The sequence below is a fragment of the Corynebacterium sp. ACRQK genome (assembly GCF_022345965.1).
GTDB lineage: Bacteria > Actinomycetota > Actinomycetes > Mycobacteriales > Mycobacteriaceae > Corynebacterium.
In genome coordinates this window covers 171340-187659 of the sequence record NZ_JAKRMU010000001.1, presented here as the reverse complement: position 1 = coordinate 187659, position 16320 = coordinate 171340, and the positions used below count along the sequence as shown (strand labels likewise).

The 16320-nt window shown below is 63.1% G+C and carries 12 protein-coding genes; 11 read left to right on the top strand and 1 reads right to left on the bottom strand.

Features of this window, described 5'->3' with window-relative positions; genetic code table 11:
• Positions 1–39 precede the first annotated feature (39 nt).
• Complete coding sequence (locus MHX63_RS00865) at positions 40–2817, top strand: ExeM/NucH family extracellular endonuclease (protein WP_239386794.1); 2778 nt, start codon at positions 40–42, stop codon at positions 2815–2817.
• A 43-nt stretch (positions 2818–2860) separates the two neighbouring features.
• Here the strand turns inward: MHX63_RS00865 and MHX63_RS00860 are convergent, their stop codons facing one another.
• Complete coding sequence (locus MHX63_RS00860; protein ID WP_370643945.1) at positions 2861–3823, bottom strand: neutral zinc metallopeptidase; 963 nt, start codon at positions 3821–3823, stop codon at positions 2861–2863.
• Positions 3824–3923: 100 nt separating this feature from the next.
• On the opposite strand from MHX63_RS00860, the gene aspS reads away from it, so the two are divergent.
• The 10 genes from aspS (at position 3924) to MHX63_RS00810 (ending at position 16316) form a co-directional block, all read left to right on the top strand.
• Positions 3924–5726 carry an aspartate--tRNA ligase gene (gene aspS, locus MHX63_RS00855; protein ID WP_239386792.1) on the top strand — a complete coding sequence of 601 codons (1803 nt, stop codon included), beginning with the start codon at positions 3924–3926 and terminating at the stop codon, positions 5724–5726.
• 10 nt (positions 5727–5736) lie between these two features.
• Positions 5737–7023, top strand: coding sequence for a phosphotransferase (locus tag MHX63_RS00850; protein ID WP_239386790.1), 1287 nt, complete (start codon positions 5737–5739; stop codon positions 7021–7023).
• Positions 7024–7042: 19 nt separating this feature from the next.
• Positions 7043–8437: a replication-associated recombination protein A gene (locus MHX63_RS00845; protein ID WP_239386789.1), complete on the top strand. Its 1395-nt coding sequence runs from the start codon at positions 7043–7045 to the stop codon at positions 8435–8437.
• 53 nt (positions 8438–8490) lie between these two features.
• A complete protein-coding gene (gene alaS / locus MHX63_RS00840) occupies positions 8491–11154 on the top strand; it encodes an alanine--tRNA ligase (RefSeq protein ID WP_239386788.1) in 2664 nt (887 codons plus the stop codon).
• Between the two features lie 21 nt (positions 11155–11175).
• Complete coding sequence (gene ruvX / locus MHX63_RS00835; RefSeq protein ID WP_239386786.1) at positions 11176–11643, top strand: Holliday junction resolvase RuvX; 468 nt, start codon at positions 11176–11178, stop codon at positions 11641–11643.
• 134 nt (positions 11644–11777) lie between these two features.
• On the top strand, positions 11778–12914 hold the full coding sequence (gene mltG, locus MHX63_RS00830) for an endolytic transglycosylase MltG (protein WP_370643982.1): 1137 nt from the start codon (positions 11778–11780) through the stop codon (positions 12912–12914).
• Between the two features lie 95 nt (positions 12915–13009).
• Positions 13010–13894 (top strand): shikimate dehydrogenase, encoded by an 885-nt coding sequence (locus tag MHX63_RS00825; RefSeq protein ID WP_239386782.1) that lies wholly within the window; start codon positions 13010–13012, stop codon positions 13892–13894.
• 101 nt (positions 13895–13995) lie between these two features.
• Entirely contained in the window at positions 13996–14451 is a 456-nt protein-coding gene (locus tag MHX63_RS00820; protein ID WP_239386780.1) for a prepilin peptidase, read from the top strand.
• A gap of 54 nt (positions 14452–14505) precedes the next feature.
• A complete protein-coding gene (gene aroC / locus MHX63_RS00815) occupies positions 14506–15765 on the top strand; it encodes a chorismate synthase (protein ID WP_239386778.1) in 1260 nt (419 codons plus the stop codon).
• On the top strand, positions 15762–16316 hold the full coding sequence (locus tag MHX63_RS00810) for a shikimate kinase (RefSeq protein ID WP_239386776.1): 555 nt from the start codon (positions 15762–15764) through the stop codon (positions 16314–16316). Before aroC ends, MHX63_RS00810 begins: the two co-directional genes overlap by 4 nt.
• The last annotated feature ends 4 nt before the right edge of the window (positions 16317–16320 follow it).

Below are 16320 nucleotides of genomic sequence, written 5' to 3'. Positions count from 1 at the left end.
AGCGGGAGCTATCTTCACCAGAAAGCAGGATCTAGATCCATGAAAGCTCGTTTCAAGACCATCACTTCTGTGGCCATCTTCAGTGCGCTGGCCCTGGGCGCTAATGTCCTCACCGTCCCGACTGCCCTGGCCACTCCGGCCGGCGATAACGTCGTCATCAGCGCCGTCTATGGCGGCGGCGGAAACAAGGGCGCCACGTTGAAGAACGATTACGTTGAGCTGTTCAACCCCACCGATAAGCCGATCAGCCTCGATGGCTGGACCGTCCAGTACCTCTCCGCCAAGGGCGGGAACAACGGTAAGCCGATCGCTCTGTCGGGCACCATCCAGCCGAAGTCGTTCTATCTGATCAAGGGCGCGGCGGGTAACGGCGGTACCCAAGACTTTGTTGCTGACGCCACCGGTGGCGACCTGGCCATGGGCGGTTCGGCCGGTACCGTCGTATTGTCTAAATCCTCCGAGAAGTGGGCCGCTGGAAGCCCCGCGGTCGACCTCGTAGGTTATGGCAATGCACAGGTGAACGAGACCGCTGGCACCGTGTCTCTTTCTAGTGCCAAGGCAGCCGCCCGTAGTGAAGATGGCAACGATACGGACGATAACAGTGCCGACTTCACCGTCGGCGATCCCAAGCCGCGTTACAGCGGTGGCGACGCGCTGGATCCGGACGCGGAAGACCCAGAGCAGCCAGAGAATCCCGGGGAGCCTGCCAATCCGGAACAGCCAGGGGACGCTGAGGAGCACAAGATCTCCGACATTCAGGGGACGGGGAACCAGTCCCCGCTGGTGGATAAGCAGGTCAAAACTGCCGGATGGGTCACCGCAAGTTACCCCTCCGGCGGCCTGGATGGCTTCGTGATCCAGGAGGGCGGCACGGCACAGCTGCGCAAGGCCGGCGAGGCATCCCAGGCGGTGTTTGTGTACACCGGCAAGGGTGGCACTCCGGCCGACCTCAGCAAGTGCGTTGTTGTCACCGGCACGGTGGGGGAGCACTACGAGTCCACCCAGATCGGATCTGCCCAGTACACCGAGTCCACCAACCCTTCGGAGGATTGCGGCGAGAAGCCGGAGCCGATCAAGGATCCCGTTCCTTTGGACGAGGAGACCCGCGAGGCCAACGAGCACATGATGTTCCAGCCTTCCGCTACCTACACCGTCACCAACAATTACGAGCTGAACCAGTACGGTTCAGTTGACTTGGTGGAAGGCAATGAGCCGCTGTACCAGGCGACCTCAATGGTGGCACCGGGAGCAGAGGCGCAGGCTTACGAGGCTGGCAATGCCAAGAAGATCGTCACCCTGGACGACGGAGCGACCCTCAATTACTTCCGTAACAAGGATGCCCAGAACACCCCACAGACTTACTTGAAGACCGCCGAGGGCATTAAGTCCCTGCGCACTGGCGACCAGGTGAGCTTCACCCAGCCGACGGTGCTGTCTTACGGCTTTGAGAAGTGGTCTCTGCAGCCGACTTCTCAAATCACGGGCGATACCGCACAGGCCGATATGCCGATCCACTGGGAGGATTCCCGCCCGTCCGAGGAGAATGGTCCCGAGGAGGTCGGCGGTAGCCACTCCATCGCCAGCTTTAACGTTCTGAACTACTTCACGGATCTGGGACAAGATGAGTCCGGCTGCGGTGCCTACAAGGATCGCGAGGGTAACCCGATCTCTGCTAACAGGTGCACCGTTCGCGGTGCCTACTCCGAGCAGGCGTTCAAGGATCAGCAAGCCAAGATCGTCAAGGCGATCAACACCCTGGATGTTTCGGTGCTGGGGCTGGAGGAGATCCAGAACTCCGCCAAGTTCGGCAAGGACCGCGATGCGGCGCTGAAGCACCTGGTTGACGAGCTCAACGCGGCCGGTGGCAAGTGGGAGTACGTGAAGAGCCCGGCGCCTGTCGCGAAGAACGAGGATGTCATCCGCACCGCGTTCATCTACCAGCCGGAGAAGGTAGAGCCGGTCGGGGAGTCCAAGATTTTGGACGCAGAGGCTTTCGATGGCATCGCCCGCCAGCCGCTGGCACAGCAGTTCAAGAACAAGGGTGCGAAGGACGAGCAGGCTTTCGTAGCCGTTGTGAACCACTACAAGTCCAAGGGCAGCGTGGCTCGTGGCGACGCGGATACGGGCGACGGCCAGGGCAACAACGCCCAGCTGCGCGCGGAGATGTCCCGCGAACTCGTTAAGTGGCTGAGCGAGGACGCGGACTTCAAGGACAAGCCCCAGTTCATCCTGGGCGATTTCAATGCCTACGCGAAGGAAGATGCCATCCGCATCATCGAGGAGGCCGGCTACACCAACCTCGAGACCAGGTTCGACGCCGGCCATTCCTACCAATTCGGTGGCCGAGTGGGCTCCCTGGACCACGTCCTGGCCAACGAGAAGGCCACCGAGATGGCCACCGGCGCAGATGTCTGGGACATCAACGCCGACGAGTCGGTTGCTTTTGAGTACTCCCGCCGCAACTACAACGTGGTGGACTTCTACGAGCCGAACGTGTTCCGTGCCTCGGACCACGACCCGATCAAGGTGGGCTTCAACGCCCCGGGCGCAGATCCGCAGCCGGGGCCGGACCCGGACGACTCGACCAACCCGGACAAGCCGGGCGGCTCCTCGGGTTCCACTGGTTCCACCGGGTCTCTGGGTGGTTCCAAGACGGAGCTCAGCGGCTCCGCCAAGGCGGGCATTATCACCACGATCATCCTGGGAATCATCGGCCTGGGTGCCGCTGGTGCGGGCCTGTGGGGTTGGGTGAACCACCTGATCCCGGCCAGCGCGGTGCCGAACTGGCTGCGCCCTTACCTGCCGCCGCAGCGTTAAGAGCGCTGTAGGCGGGGGCGCCGCGGGGCTACGTGCGCGGAGCTTAGCGCTGGAAGTCCTGGTGGCAGGACTTCATGGTGCCGCCCTGGTAGCCGCGCATAAACCAGTCCACGCGCATTTCGGAAGACCCGTGGGTCCACTTGTCGGGATCCACTTCCTGTCCGGAGCTGGACTGGATGGCGTCATCGCCAATAGAACGAGCAGTCGCAATAGCCTGCTCGACCTGTTCCTGGGTGAGGGGCTCCAACAGAGCGTCCTCACCCTTGTCAGCGTTCTGGGCCCACACGCCGGCGTAGCAGTCGGCCTGGACCTCCATCTTCACCGCGTTCGAATCCTCACCCGGGTTGTCGTAGTCGCTAAGCCCCAGGTTGCCCTCCAGGTGTTGTACATGGTGGCCGAACTCGTGAGCGGTGACGTACATCTGGGCGAACGGACCGTTAGATCCGCCCATCTGCTTCAGTTCGTCGAAGAATGGGACGGACATGTAGACCGTCTCGTCGCCGGGGCAGTAGAACGGGCCGGTGCTCGCGAGGTTCGCAGAGCCGCAGCGGGTGCTGGTCTGTCCTTCGGCGAGCACCAAGCCCGGTTCCCGGTACTTCTTCCCGGCCTCATCGGGCAGCGCCGAGTTCCAGAACTGGTCGACAGATTTCGCCGTGGCCAACACGCGGCAATCGTCGTTGGTGTTGGCGTCCTCGGCAGTCTGGCAGTGCTCGAAGCCCTCGCCGCCCTGACTGCTATTGACGCCCGCACGCTGATCGGCGCCGTTGTTTCCGCCCAGCATTCCCAATCCACCGTTGAAGATGAACAACGCGATGGCGGCAATGATGATGCCGGGCAGGCCGAAGCGCCGGCCGATGCGGCTGAAGAGTAGGGCGGTAATCAGGCCGCCACCTCCGCCACGGTTGCCACCCCCGCCACCGCCGAAGCCGAATCCGCCGCCGCCAGAGCCCGTGCCGCCGCGGCTGCCACGGTCGGAGTAATTGTTCAGATTGTTGTTAAAAGTCACAAGTGAATCGTGCCATAGCCAGGCGACGTATACACCCCATTGCGGACAAGGTAAGCTGTAAGGCCGAAAAGGCTAAAGATCGAGGAAGGACTATAGGAACGTGCTGCGCACACACCTGGCGGGCGAACTGCGCCCAGAAAATATCGGTGATGAAGTGACCCTGACCGGCTGGGTTGGTCGTCGACGTGACCACGGTGGCGTCATTTTCATCGACCTGCGCGACCGCAGCGGCGTGGCACAAGTCGTCTTCCGTGAGTCCGAGGTGGCCGAGCGCGCGCACGACCTGCGCAGCGAGTACTGCCTGAAGGTAACCGGCGTGGTCGAGGCACGTCCGGAAGGTTCGGAGAACCCGAACTTGGCTTCCGGTGGCATCGAGGTCAACGTGTCCGCTCTGGAGGTTCTGAACGAGGCGGCGGCGCTGCCGTTCCAGATTGACGATCCATCTTCCTCTGGCGAGGTAGGCGAGGAGACCCGCCTGAAGTACCGCTACCTGGATCTGCGCCGCAAGACCCAGGGCGATGCGCTGCGCCTGCGCTCCCGGGTGAACCAGGCTGCCCGCGGGGTTCTGGCCGAGCACGACTTCACGGAGATCGAAACCCCGACGCTGACCCGCTCCACCCCGGAGGGCGCCCGCGACTTCCTGGTACCCGCACGCCTGCGCCCGGGGACGTTCTACGCCCTGCCACAGTCCCCGCAGCTGTTTAAGCAGCTGCTGATGGTGGCTGGCATGGAGCGCTACTACCAGATCGCCCGCTGCTACCGCGACGAGGACTTCCGCGCCGACCGCCAGCCAGAATTCACCCAGCTGGACGTCGAGATGTCCTTCGTGGACCAGGAAGACGTGATTTCCCTGGCAGAGGAGATCCTGGTGGCCATTTGGAAGGAGATCGGCTACGAGATCTCCACCCCGATCCCGCGCATGACCTATGCCGATGCGATGAAGTACTACGGCTCCGACAAGCCGGATCTGCGCTTCGACATCCAGATCACCGAGTGCACTGACTTCTTCAAGAACACCACCTTCCGCGTGTTCCAAAACGAGTACGTCGGCGCCGTGGTCATGGATGGCGGAGCCGACCAGCCCCGCCGCCAGCTGGATGCCTGGCAGGAGTGGGCTAAGCAGCGCGGCGCGAAGGGCCTGGCCTACATTCTGGTGGGCGAGGACGGCGAGCTGTCCGGCCCGGTGGCCAAGAACATCACCGACGAAGAGCGTGCGGGCATTGCGGAGCATGTCGGTGCCAAGCCGGGCGACTGCATCTTCTTTGCCGCAGGCGAGACCAAGCCGTCCCGCGCCCTGCTGGGTGCCGCCCGCGGCGAGATCGCTAACAAGCTGGGCCTCATCAAGGAAGGCGACTGGGCCTTCACCTGGGTTGTAGACGCCCCGCTGTTCGAACCAGCTGTGGACGCCACGGCATCTGGCGACGTGGCTTTGGGTCACTCCGCCTGGACCGCTGTACACCACGCTTTTACCTCCCCGAAGCCGGAATACCTGGATAACTTCGACGAGAACCCGGGCGAGGCACTGGCCTACGCCTACGACATTGTGTGTAACGGCAATGAGATCGGTGGCGGTTCCATTCGTATCCACCAGCCAGGCGTGCAGGAGCGCGTGTTCAAGGTCATGGGAATCACCGAGGAGGAGGCCCGCGAGAAGTTCGGCTTCCTGCTGGATGCGTTCGCTTTCGGCGCCCCGCCGCACGGCGGCATCGCTTTCGGTTGGGATCGCATCGTCTCCCTGCTGGGCGGCTGCGATTCCATCCGCGACGTAATCGCTTTCCCGAAGTCCGGTGGCGGCGTGGATCCGCTGACCGATGCCCCTGGCGAGATCTCCGCGGAGCAGCGTAAGGAATCCGGTATCGATTTCAAGCCGAAGAAGGGCCCCAAGGGCCAGAAGGAAAAGTAGGCGAATAGTAGTGCAATCAGTCGAGTCCACTGTCGAGGCGGCAACCCAGGTTTTGGCGACCCGCTTCGGAGGTTCACCCGAGCTCAGCGATCCGCAGGATCTGGGTGGGAGTGGCTCCTCGACGGTACTCCGCTGCCGGATTTCCGCTGACCCCTTCCTGCAGGAACGCACGGTGGTTATCAAGCAGCTGCCGCCGGAAAGCGAAGGGGACGTGGCCGCCGCGAACGCTGATGGCAACGGCGGGTCCGGCAATGGCTCAAACGAGGGTTCCAGCGACGCAGGGGAGTTCGGCCCGGATGCCCTGGGCATGCTCCGCGAAGTTGTGGCCTATCAGTACACCAACACCCTGGCGGAGACGGTGCGTCCTGGCCCGGTACTGCTGGGTTATGACATCGACCAGCGACTGCTGATCCTGTCGGATGCGGGCGATGGCACCAGTTTTACCGACGTGTTGACCCTGCAGGATGCCAAATCCCGCATCGGGGCTCTGCGCAAGCTCGGCCGTTCGCTGGGCAAGATGCACGCAGCTACATTTGGCGGCGCGCAGTCGTACTCCACCCTGATGAGCCGCCAGTGCCAGCGACACCACATCAGCCCCGAGGCGATTGAAGAGTCCGACATCAACGTCGGCGAGCTCATCCAGTCGGGCGTGGACCTTATGATTTCCAACGGGCTGACCATCGACCCAGTGGTGCAGCGCTATGCCTCTAAGGCCGCCGAGCGTCAGAGCAAGTCCGAGTTTCTAGTCTTCACCCCCTTTGACCTGGCGCCCGACAACGTAATGCTTACCGATAACGTCGTGCTGCTGGACTACGAGTGGGCGGGTTTCCGCGACGCCGCTTTCGACGTCGCTTGCGTAGTTGCGGGATTCCCGCAGGATAATTCCACCCCGGCTTTGGACGAACCGGAAACCACGGAATTCCTCGCCGCCTGGCGTGCGGAGGCGCAGCAGATCTGGCCGGCCATCTCCGACGACGAGGTCTTCCACGACTGGGTCATGTCCGCCCTCATCGGTTGGGCCTTCCTGTCGTTGATCATGATGTACTACGGTCGGCTTTCGGTTGCCAAGCACTCTTCGTTCGTCTTCGGCGAAGAGTCTGACAACCAGGAAGTTTCCCGCTCGATCCGCCACATGTCAGAGGAACAGCTCGAGGACTTGGCCACGACAGTAGAAGCCATCGAGCGTTACTCCCGTCGTCGCAATTCCCAGGATTTCACAGCCATCGGTGGCTTCGCTCGAGTGCTGTTGAAGGTGCTGTCGCAGCTGGGAGCCTTCCCGAACGAGCGTGACGAATAGCCCCTGCAACCTCAAGTCGATGGACGATCTGTTTTCCCAAAGTCAGCAGGGCAGTGGCGCCGGAGCCACACACGGAACTGAAGCGCACGCCGCCGAGGCCTATTTTCACCCCGGCTCCCACGCCCCACTGGCGGTTCGCATGCGCCCCCGCAGCCTCGACGAGGTGGTAGGGCAGGACAAGGTTCTCGGCCCAGGTTCGCCGCTTCGCCGACTAATCGAGGGCCAGGGCGATACCTCCGTCATCCTCTATGGCCCGCCCGGCACCGGAAAGACCACTATCGCCAGCCTCATTTCCCAGGCTTCTGGCCGCCGCTTCGAGGCCTTGAGCGCCCTGAACTCCGGCGTGAAGGAAGTTCGCGCGATCATCGAGCAGGCCCGCAAGCGCCTGGTCATGGGCGAGCACACCGTGCTGTTCATCGACGAGGTGCATCGATTCTCCAAAACCCAGCAGGACGCGCTGCTCTCCGCTGTCGAGAACCGCACCGTTCTATTGGTCGCCGCCACCACCGAGAATCCTTCATTCTCTGTGGTGTCGCCGCTGTTGTCGCGGTCGTTGCTTGTCCAGCTCTCTTCCCTTAGTGACGCCGACATTCGCACCGTACTGCAACGCGCCCTCGACGACGAGCGCGGATACGCCGGCCGACTGCGAGTGACCTCAGAGGCAATGGATCAGCTCGTCGCCATGGCGGCCGGGGATGCCCGCCGTAGTTTGACGTACCTGGAGGCCGCGGCCGAGGGAGTCGAGCCGGATGGGGAGGACGGCGTGGCGGAGCTGGTGGCGTCACAAGTAAAAAAGTCCCTCAACAAGGCAGTGGTGAGATACGACCGCGACGGCGACCAGCACTACGACATCACCAGTGCCTTCATTAAGTCCATCCGTGGTTCGGATCCGGACGCCGCGCTGCACTACCTAGCCCGCATGCTGGAAGGTGGCGAGGATCCGCGCTTCATCGCCCGCAGACTGGTTATCCATGCCAGCGAGGACATCGGCATGGCCGACCCGCAGGCGCTGCAGGTGGCGGTGGCGGCATATCACGCGGTGAGCTTCATCGGCATGCCGGAGGCACGGCTCAACCTGGCGCAGGCCACGATCCACCTGGCGACCGCGCCGAAGTCCAACGGGGTGATCGCAGCCATCAACTCTGCCATCGGGGACGTGCAGGCAGGCAAGGGCGGGGCCGTTCCGGCTCATCTGCGCGACGGCCACTACCAGGGGGCGAAGGCGCTGGGCAACGCGGTGGGGTACGTCTATCCGCATGACGACCCCAAGGGTGTGGTGCCGCAGCAGTACCTGCCGGACGATCTGAAGGACGCGGTGTACTACCAGCCGACAACCCACGGGCACGAAAAGACCATCGCCGCACGCTTGAGTAGCCTTAGGGCTATCGTTCGCTCCTTCCTGACCCGGGGGTAGAATGTACGCATTCCATTTACAGTCGACATAGAACTCTACGAGGTAAAGCCACCGTGCAAACGCATGAGATCCGCCAGCGCTTCATCGAGCACTTCACCAAGGCCGGGCACACCGAGGTACCCAGCGCATCGCTGATCCTGGACGACCCGAACCTTCTGTTCGTGAACGCCGGCATGGTTCCGTTCAAGCCCTACTTCTTGGGCCAGCAGAACCCACCGTTTGAAAACGGCACGGCGACCTCCATCCAGAAGTGCGTGCGCACCCTGGACATCGACGAGGTCGGCATCACCACCCGCCACAACACTTTCTTTCAGATGGCGGGAAACTTCTCCTTCGGCGCTTACTTCAAGGAAGGTGCGATCACGCACGCCTGGACGCTGCTGACCGATCCGGTGGAAGAAGGCGGACTGGGCCTGGACCCGGAGCGCCTGTGGGTTACCGTTTTTACCGACGACGACGAAGCGGCGGAGATCTGGAACAAGAAGATCGGCGTGCCCGAGCACAAGATCCAACGCCTCGGCATGGAGGATAACTACTGGTCCATGGGTATTCCCGGCCCGTGTGGTCCCTGCTCGGAGATCTACTACGACCGCGGCCCGGAGCACGGCCAGGAGGGCGGCCCGATCGTCGATGACACCCGCTACATCGAGATCTGGAACCTCGTTTTCATGGAGAACGAGCGCGGCGAGGGTCTGGGCAAGGGCAACTTCGAGATCGTCGGCAAGCTGCCGAAGAAGAACATCGATACCGGCCTGGGCATCGAGCGTGTCGCCTGCATCCTGCAGGGCGTGGACAACGTGTACGAGACTGACCTGCTGCGCCCTGTGATCGACGTGGCCCAGGAGGTCACCGGCGCCAAGTACGGAGCCGACCAGGCCAACGACGTGCGCTTCCGCGTGATCGCCGACCACTCCCGCACCGGTCTGATGCTGATGCTGGACGGCGTGACCCCGGGCAACGAGGGCCGCGGCTACATCCTGCGCCGCCTGCTGCGCCGCATCATTCGCTCCGCCCGCCTGCTGGGTGCGACGGGGGAGACCCTGGAGAAGTTCATGGACACCGTGCGGGAGACCATGACACCTTCCTACCCGGAGATCGCCGAGAACTACGAGCGCATTCGCGCCGTAGCTCTGGCAGAGGAGAAGTCCTTCCTGAAGACCCTGGAATCTGGTTCCCAGATGTTCGACCACTGGGCACACGGCGCCAAGGAGCGCGGCGAGGATACCGTCCCGGGCGACGTTGCTTTCTCCCTGCACGACACCCATGGCTTCCCGATCGACCTCACCCAGGAGATGGCCGCGGAGGCCGGCCTGAAGGTGGACATCGACGGCTTCCACGATCTGATGGCGGAGCAGAAGGCCCGCGCCAAGGCCGACAACAATGCCAAGAAGCTAGGCCACGTGGATCAGACGATCTACCGCCCGTTCGTGGACAATCACCCGACTGTGTTCACCGGCTACGAGAACCTGGCCGACGAGGCTTCCGTGCTGGGCATTATCCGTGACGGCGCGCTCGTGGAGACCGCTCCAGACGGCGCAGCCGCCCAGGTGATTCTGGACCGCACCCCGTTCTACGCCGAGGCCGGTGGCCAGATGGCCGACCGTGGCGAGATGACCTCTACTTCGGGTGCCGCCCGAGTGGAGGACGTGCAGAAGGTTGGCAAGAAGGTCTGGGTGCACCACGTGACCGTCAGCGGCGGCGAGCTGGCCGTGGGCCAGAAGGTGCAGGCCACGGTTGACAAGGCATGGCGCCATCAGGCCCGTCAGGCGCACTCCGGTACGCACCTGATCCACGCAGCCCTGCGCGAGGTGCTGGGCCCCACAGCAGTTCAGGCGGGCTCCATGAACAAGCCGGGTTACCTGCGCTTCGACTTCAACTACGGCGAGCAACTGACCGAACACCAGCTGTCCCAGATCGAGGAAATCGCCAACGGCGCCGTGGATAGCGACTACCAGGTGAACACCATCGAAACCTCCCTGGAGGAGGCCAAGGCGATGGGAGCTATGGCTCTGTTCGGCGAGAACTACGGTTCCGAGGTGCGAGTCGTGGAGATCGGCGGACCGTTCTCCATGGAGCTGTGCGGCGGCCTCCACGTTGAGCACTCCTCCCAGGTTGGCCCGATCTCTGTACTCGGCGAGTCCTCCGTCGGCTCCGGCGTGCGCCGCATCGAGGCCTACACCGGCATGGATTCTTTCCGCTTCCTCAGTTCTGAGAAGTCTGTGGTGGCTGGCCTGGCCACCAGCCTGAAGACCCCTAGCGAGGAGTTGCCCGAGCGCATCGACGCGCTCACCGCCAAGCTGAAGGCCGCCGAGAAGCAGATCCAGCAGCTGCGCGCCCAGCAGTTGCAGGGGCAAGTCGGCCAGCTGGTGGAGAAGGCCGAAACTATCGGCGAGGTCAAGGTTCTGGCCGAGCGGCTGCCCGAAGGCGTGGCCGCCGGTGACCTGCGCACCCTCGCCATGGATGCTAAGAACCGCCTGGGCTCCGAGCCCGCCGTCGTGGTCTTTGCTTCCGTAGACGGCGAAAAGGTACCTTTCGTCGCCGCTGCAAACGACGCAGCTGTGGACAAGGGCATTAAGGCCGGCGATCTCGTCAAGGCCTTCGGGGAGAAGGTTTCTGGTCGCGGTGGCGGTAAGCCGGCCATGGCGCAGGGCTCTGGTTCGGACGCCGCCGGCATCCCCGCCGGCATCGAGGCCGTCAAGAGCGCACTGCGTGGATAGTCGCCTGGGGAGTTTTCGCTGATGCAGACCGAGAAGCCCAATCCAGCCACTGATCCCGGCCGCGGCCGGAGGCTCGGCCTCGACGTAGGCACCGTGCGTATTGGAGTGGCGATCTCGGACCCGGACTGCATCCTCGCCACACCCGTGGAGACCGTCCAGGCCACCGCTGACGACGCGGATGTACAGCGTGTGGCGGAGATCTGCCGGGAGAATTTCGTGGTGGAGATTGTGGTGGGACTACCGGTTGCACTGCGCGGAAACCATACACAAAGCACCCTGAATGCAGAGGAATTTGCCCGGCTGATTAAAGAGGAATTGCCGGATATTCCGCTGCGCATGGTGGACGAAAGAATGTCTACGATGGCCGCTACGCAGGCTTTTCACGCCTCCGGCGTCAATAGTAAAAAAGGCAGAAAGAAGATCGACCAGGCCGCAGCAGTATACATTCTGCAGGGGTGGTTAGACACGCGGCGGCGCGCGCTTTCCTAAAATTTACCAATTCGTGAGAAAATGACGGGCGACGCTTAACGTTGTTGGGCTCAGCTTGTATTTGACGTTAAAGAGCAAACCCAAGAGTAAACCAGTACGAAAGGCCACACGGATCTATGGGACCGACCCGTAACATGCAGCCGAAGTTTAGACGGCGCCGTCAACTCGCCGCCGCACTGGCTATCGCTCTGGTCGTTCTATTGATTGGCACCTGTGCTTACGTCTGGTACCAGCGCGATGTCGTGGCTGTGCGCGATTACGAGGGTGAGGGCAACGGCAACGTCGTCATGGTGCGCGTGGGGCCCGGCGACTCCGTGGATAGCCTGTCCGAGCAGCTGGTGGAAAAGGACGTGGTGGGCTCCCGCCGTGCCCTGATGTCCGCCGCGGAACGCAAGGAGCCGGAGCTGCAGGCGGGCTACTACCCGCTGCAAGAGCAAATGTCCGCGGACAAGGCCCTGGAGTGGCTGTCTAGCGATGAGCGCCGCCGCGGCGTGGTCGATATTCCCAACGGCTTGACCCTCCAAGATGTGAAGGTAGTCGATGGCGATAACCGCAAGGGTATCTTCACGCTGATCTCCGAACAGACCTGCCAGGACGAGCACACCTGCGTGTCCGTTGAAGACCTGCAGAAGGCTGCGGCGCAGACCCCGCCGGAGCAGCTGGAGATCGCGGACTGGGCCGTGGATAAGGTGAATGCGCGCGGTGATGACCCGAAGCGCATCGAAGGCTTGATTTCCCCCGGCGTGCATCTGTTCGACCCAACCAGCAGCCCGGAGGAGATTCTGAAGTCTCTGCTGAAGACCTCCAAGGAGCAGTACGAAAACACCGGCCTACTGTCTTCCGCCGAGAATGTCGGCCTAAGCCCTTACGACATGCTGGTGGCGGCCTCCCTGGTGGAGCGCGAGGCTCCGGAGGGCGACTTCGACAAGGTTGCGCGGGTGATCCTGAACCGCCTGGACGAGAACCAGAAGCTCGAGTTCGACTCGACGGTGAACTACGATCTGAGCGAGGTTGAGGTCGCCACCACCGACGAGGATCGTCATCGCCAGACCCCGTGGAACACCTATGCCAAACAGGGGCTGCCGGACACTCCGATTTCCTCGCCCGGCCTGCAGGCACTCCACGCGATCGAGAACCCGGCAGAGGGTGACTGGCTGTACTTCGTTACCGTCGACCTCGACGGACGAACCGTCTTCAACCGCGACTTCGACGCGCACGAGCGGGCCATCGAGGAATCCCGCCGCAACGGTGTGCTGGATTCGAACCGTTAGACCTCGAGGCAAGGCTGTGCAAGGCTGTGCAAGCCAGTTCAACCCAGAACAAGCCAAACTCAAGAGCCAAACTCAAAAGCAAAGGGTGAATAAGTATGTCCGCCGCAGGCCATGTGCTGTCGGTAGATGAATTCCTGGAGACGCCCGGCATGCGCTGTGCGGTGCTGGGTAGCCCGATCGAACACTCGCTGTCCCCGCAGCTGCACAACGCCGGATACCGCGCGCTGGGGCTAGAGATGGATTACTACCGCGTGGAGGCGGGGGAGTCGCGGGACATCCGCCGCCTGTTGAGGGAGTGCGGCGATCAGGTTCGCGGTTTCTCCGTGACTATGCCCGGCAAGCAGGCCGCCTTGGAGTTGGCTGACCTGGCAACGAGCCGGGCACAAGAGATCGGTTCCGCCAACACCCTTGTGCCACAAGGCGATGGGAGGTGGCTGGCCGACAACACGGACGTGGACGGTGTGACTCGCTGCCTGGAACACCTGTACGGCGCGGACACCTCCGCTCTGCAGGGCGCCAAAGCGGTGATCGTCGGCAACGGAGGCACTGCCCGCCCGGCCGTTGCGGCGCTGGCGGCTGCCGGCGTCACCGAGGTGACGGTGCTGGCGCGTTCCGAGCGCGCCCTGAACCTGCAGGCCGTGGTGGAGACCATGGGCATGGAGTTCTCCTGGGCCCGCTTCGAGGAAGCCGACATCGCCGGGACCTGCGCCGATGCCGCCGCCGTGATCTCCACGATCCCGGCTCACGCCGCCGAGGCGCTGGCCGAGGGGCTGTGCGCCGCCGCGGGCATCGTGGACGTGATCTATGACCCCTATCCCACGCCGTTGCTTTCCGCGGCTCAAGCGAGGTCGATCCCACACGCCGACGGTCTGCGCATGTTGGCGGGCCAGGCTGAGGAACAGTTCCGCCTGTTCACAGGCCACCTGGCTCCGGAGGGGCTGATGCTGGATACCGTGTTACGAGCCAAGACGCAAGCATAGCTTTTCCCCGCTGTGGATAAATTTTCGCTATCCACAGGCCGATCCTTCGGGAGGCAGTGCGCACGGGAGTCTGTCCGCGCGCCTGACTATTCTTCCGAAGCGTGAATGCAACTTCGCTTGTTTCCTGGTGGCCGCTGCTACTTTTCGTGCCGTGGGGTGTCGCCCTTTTTCTTATGGACGCCCGCACCGCCCGTTTGCCCAACTATCTAACCCTTCCCGCGGTACCCGCCGCCGGGGTCATGCCTGTGCTCATCCCCGGTCTTAACGGCTGGGCGTTACTCGGCGGTGTGATCTGGTGGGCGGTGGCCTTCGGGCTTCCGCTGCTACATCCTCGTCTGGCCGCCGGTGGTGGGGATGCAAAGCTCGCGCTGACGACGGGAACACTGGCCGCTATCGTCGCTCCTTTGGGTGCTCTGGCAGCGATGGGTTTGAGTGGAGTGATGCACTGCTTCTTTCACCGTGGGCAACAAGGAGGCGGGGATCGGGCGAGTCCCCACGGCCCAGCGATGTTGGTGGCAACGGGAGCGGTGGTGGTGGCGTCATTAATCTTCTGTTAATAATCCGGGACGTCATTGAAGCTAAGGCTGCATATGGCCTGTATCATGCTCTTTATGCTTCGTTGGACTACTGCAGGTGAATCGCACGGCCAGGCCCTCATTTCGATGATCGAAAACCTCCCGGCCGGTTTGTGGGTAACTCGGGAAGACGTTTCTTATCAGCTGGCTCGCCGTCGACTGGGCTACGGTCGCGGCGCGCGCATGAAGTTTGAGGCGGACGAAGTGACCTTCGTCGGTGGTGTGCGCCACGGTAAGACCCTGGGTAGCCCGGTGGCCGTCATGATCGGCAACACTGAGTGGCCGAAGTGGACGACGATCATGTCCGCAGATCCGATCGACGAGTCCGATCCGGAAGTGGCAAAGGAGATGGCCAGTGGTCGCGGTGCGAAGCTGACCCGCCCGCGACCGGGCCACGCCGATTTCTCCGGCATGGTGAAGTACGACCACGAGGAGGCCCGCCCCATTCTGGAGCGCTCCTCCGCCCGCGAGACCGCCGCCCGCGTGGCCGCCGGAACTTTTGCTCGCGCCCTGCTGCGCGAAGTGCTGGGGGTGGAGGTGCTCTCGCACGTCATCAGCATCGGCCGCTCCGAGCCATACGAGGGACCGAGCCCGGAATTCTCCGACTTGGAGGGTATCGATGCTTCTTCGGTGCGCGCCTTCGATTCCGCTGCTGAAGAGTCCATGATCGACGAGATCAAGGCCGCAAAGAAGTCCGGCGATACCCTCGGCGGCATCGTTGAGGTCGTTGTAAAGGGCCTGCCGATCGGCCTGGGCTCCCACGTTTCCGGTGACGAGCGACTGGATGCCCAGCTGGCCGCCGCCCTCATGGGCATTCAGGCGATCAAGGGCGTGGAGATCGGCGATGGCTTCGAGGAAGCCCGCCGCCGTGGCTCGGAGGCGCACGACGAAATGGAGGCGGCTGCCGTCGGCGGCGTACATCGCCTGAGCAACCGTGCCGGTGGCCTGGAAGGCGGCATGACCAACGGCGAGGAGCTGCGCGTCCGCGCCGCAATGAAGCCCATCAGCACCGTCCCGCGAGCGCTGAAGACCGTTGACATGGCCACCGGCGAGGCCGCTACGGGCATCCACCAGCGCTCCGACGTGTGTGCCGTTCCGGCTGCCGGCGTGGTGGCCGAGACCATGGTCGCCTTGGTATTGGCCCGCGCCGTGCTGAAGAAGTTCGGCGGCGACTCCGTGGAGGAGACCAAGCGCAACGTGCAGTCTTACCTCGAATACGTTGAGACCCGCCTTGACTGGTCCACTTCGGGCTGGGACGTGGCCGACGGGGAAGTGGCGGATGGAGAAATCCGATGAGTCCCCGCGCGGTGCTGGTGGGACTTCCTGGTTCCGGCAAGACGACCATCGGTAAGCGCCTGGCCAATGCATTGAACCTGCAGCTCGTGGACACGGACCACATGCTCGAGAAGAAGCTCGGCAAGACCTGCAACCAGATTATGGGCGAGCTCGGGGAGCCGGGCTTCCGTGAGCAAGAGGCCATCGTGGTGGCCGAGGCTTTGCAGACCGGTGGGATTGTCTCCCTCGGCGGCGGGGCAGTGGTGACTGAAAGCACTCGGCAGCTACTCGCCGACCACACGGTGGTGTACCTCAACGTCTCCATCGACGAAGGCGTGCGGCGCACCTCCGGCTCGAACACTCGGCCGCTGTTGAATGTCGTTGACCCGCGTAGCAAGTACGCGCAGCTATTCGCACAGCGCTCCGCGTATTACGAAGAAGTCTCTAACTTCATGGTGCGCTGCGACGGCAAGGAGCCCCGCCGGGTGGTCACCGACATTCTGATTTTTATCGAAGAGGTACGCCTGGAGCGACTCAAGGAGCGCGACACCTCCCATCCAACACGGCCCTAATAAT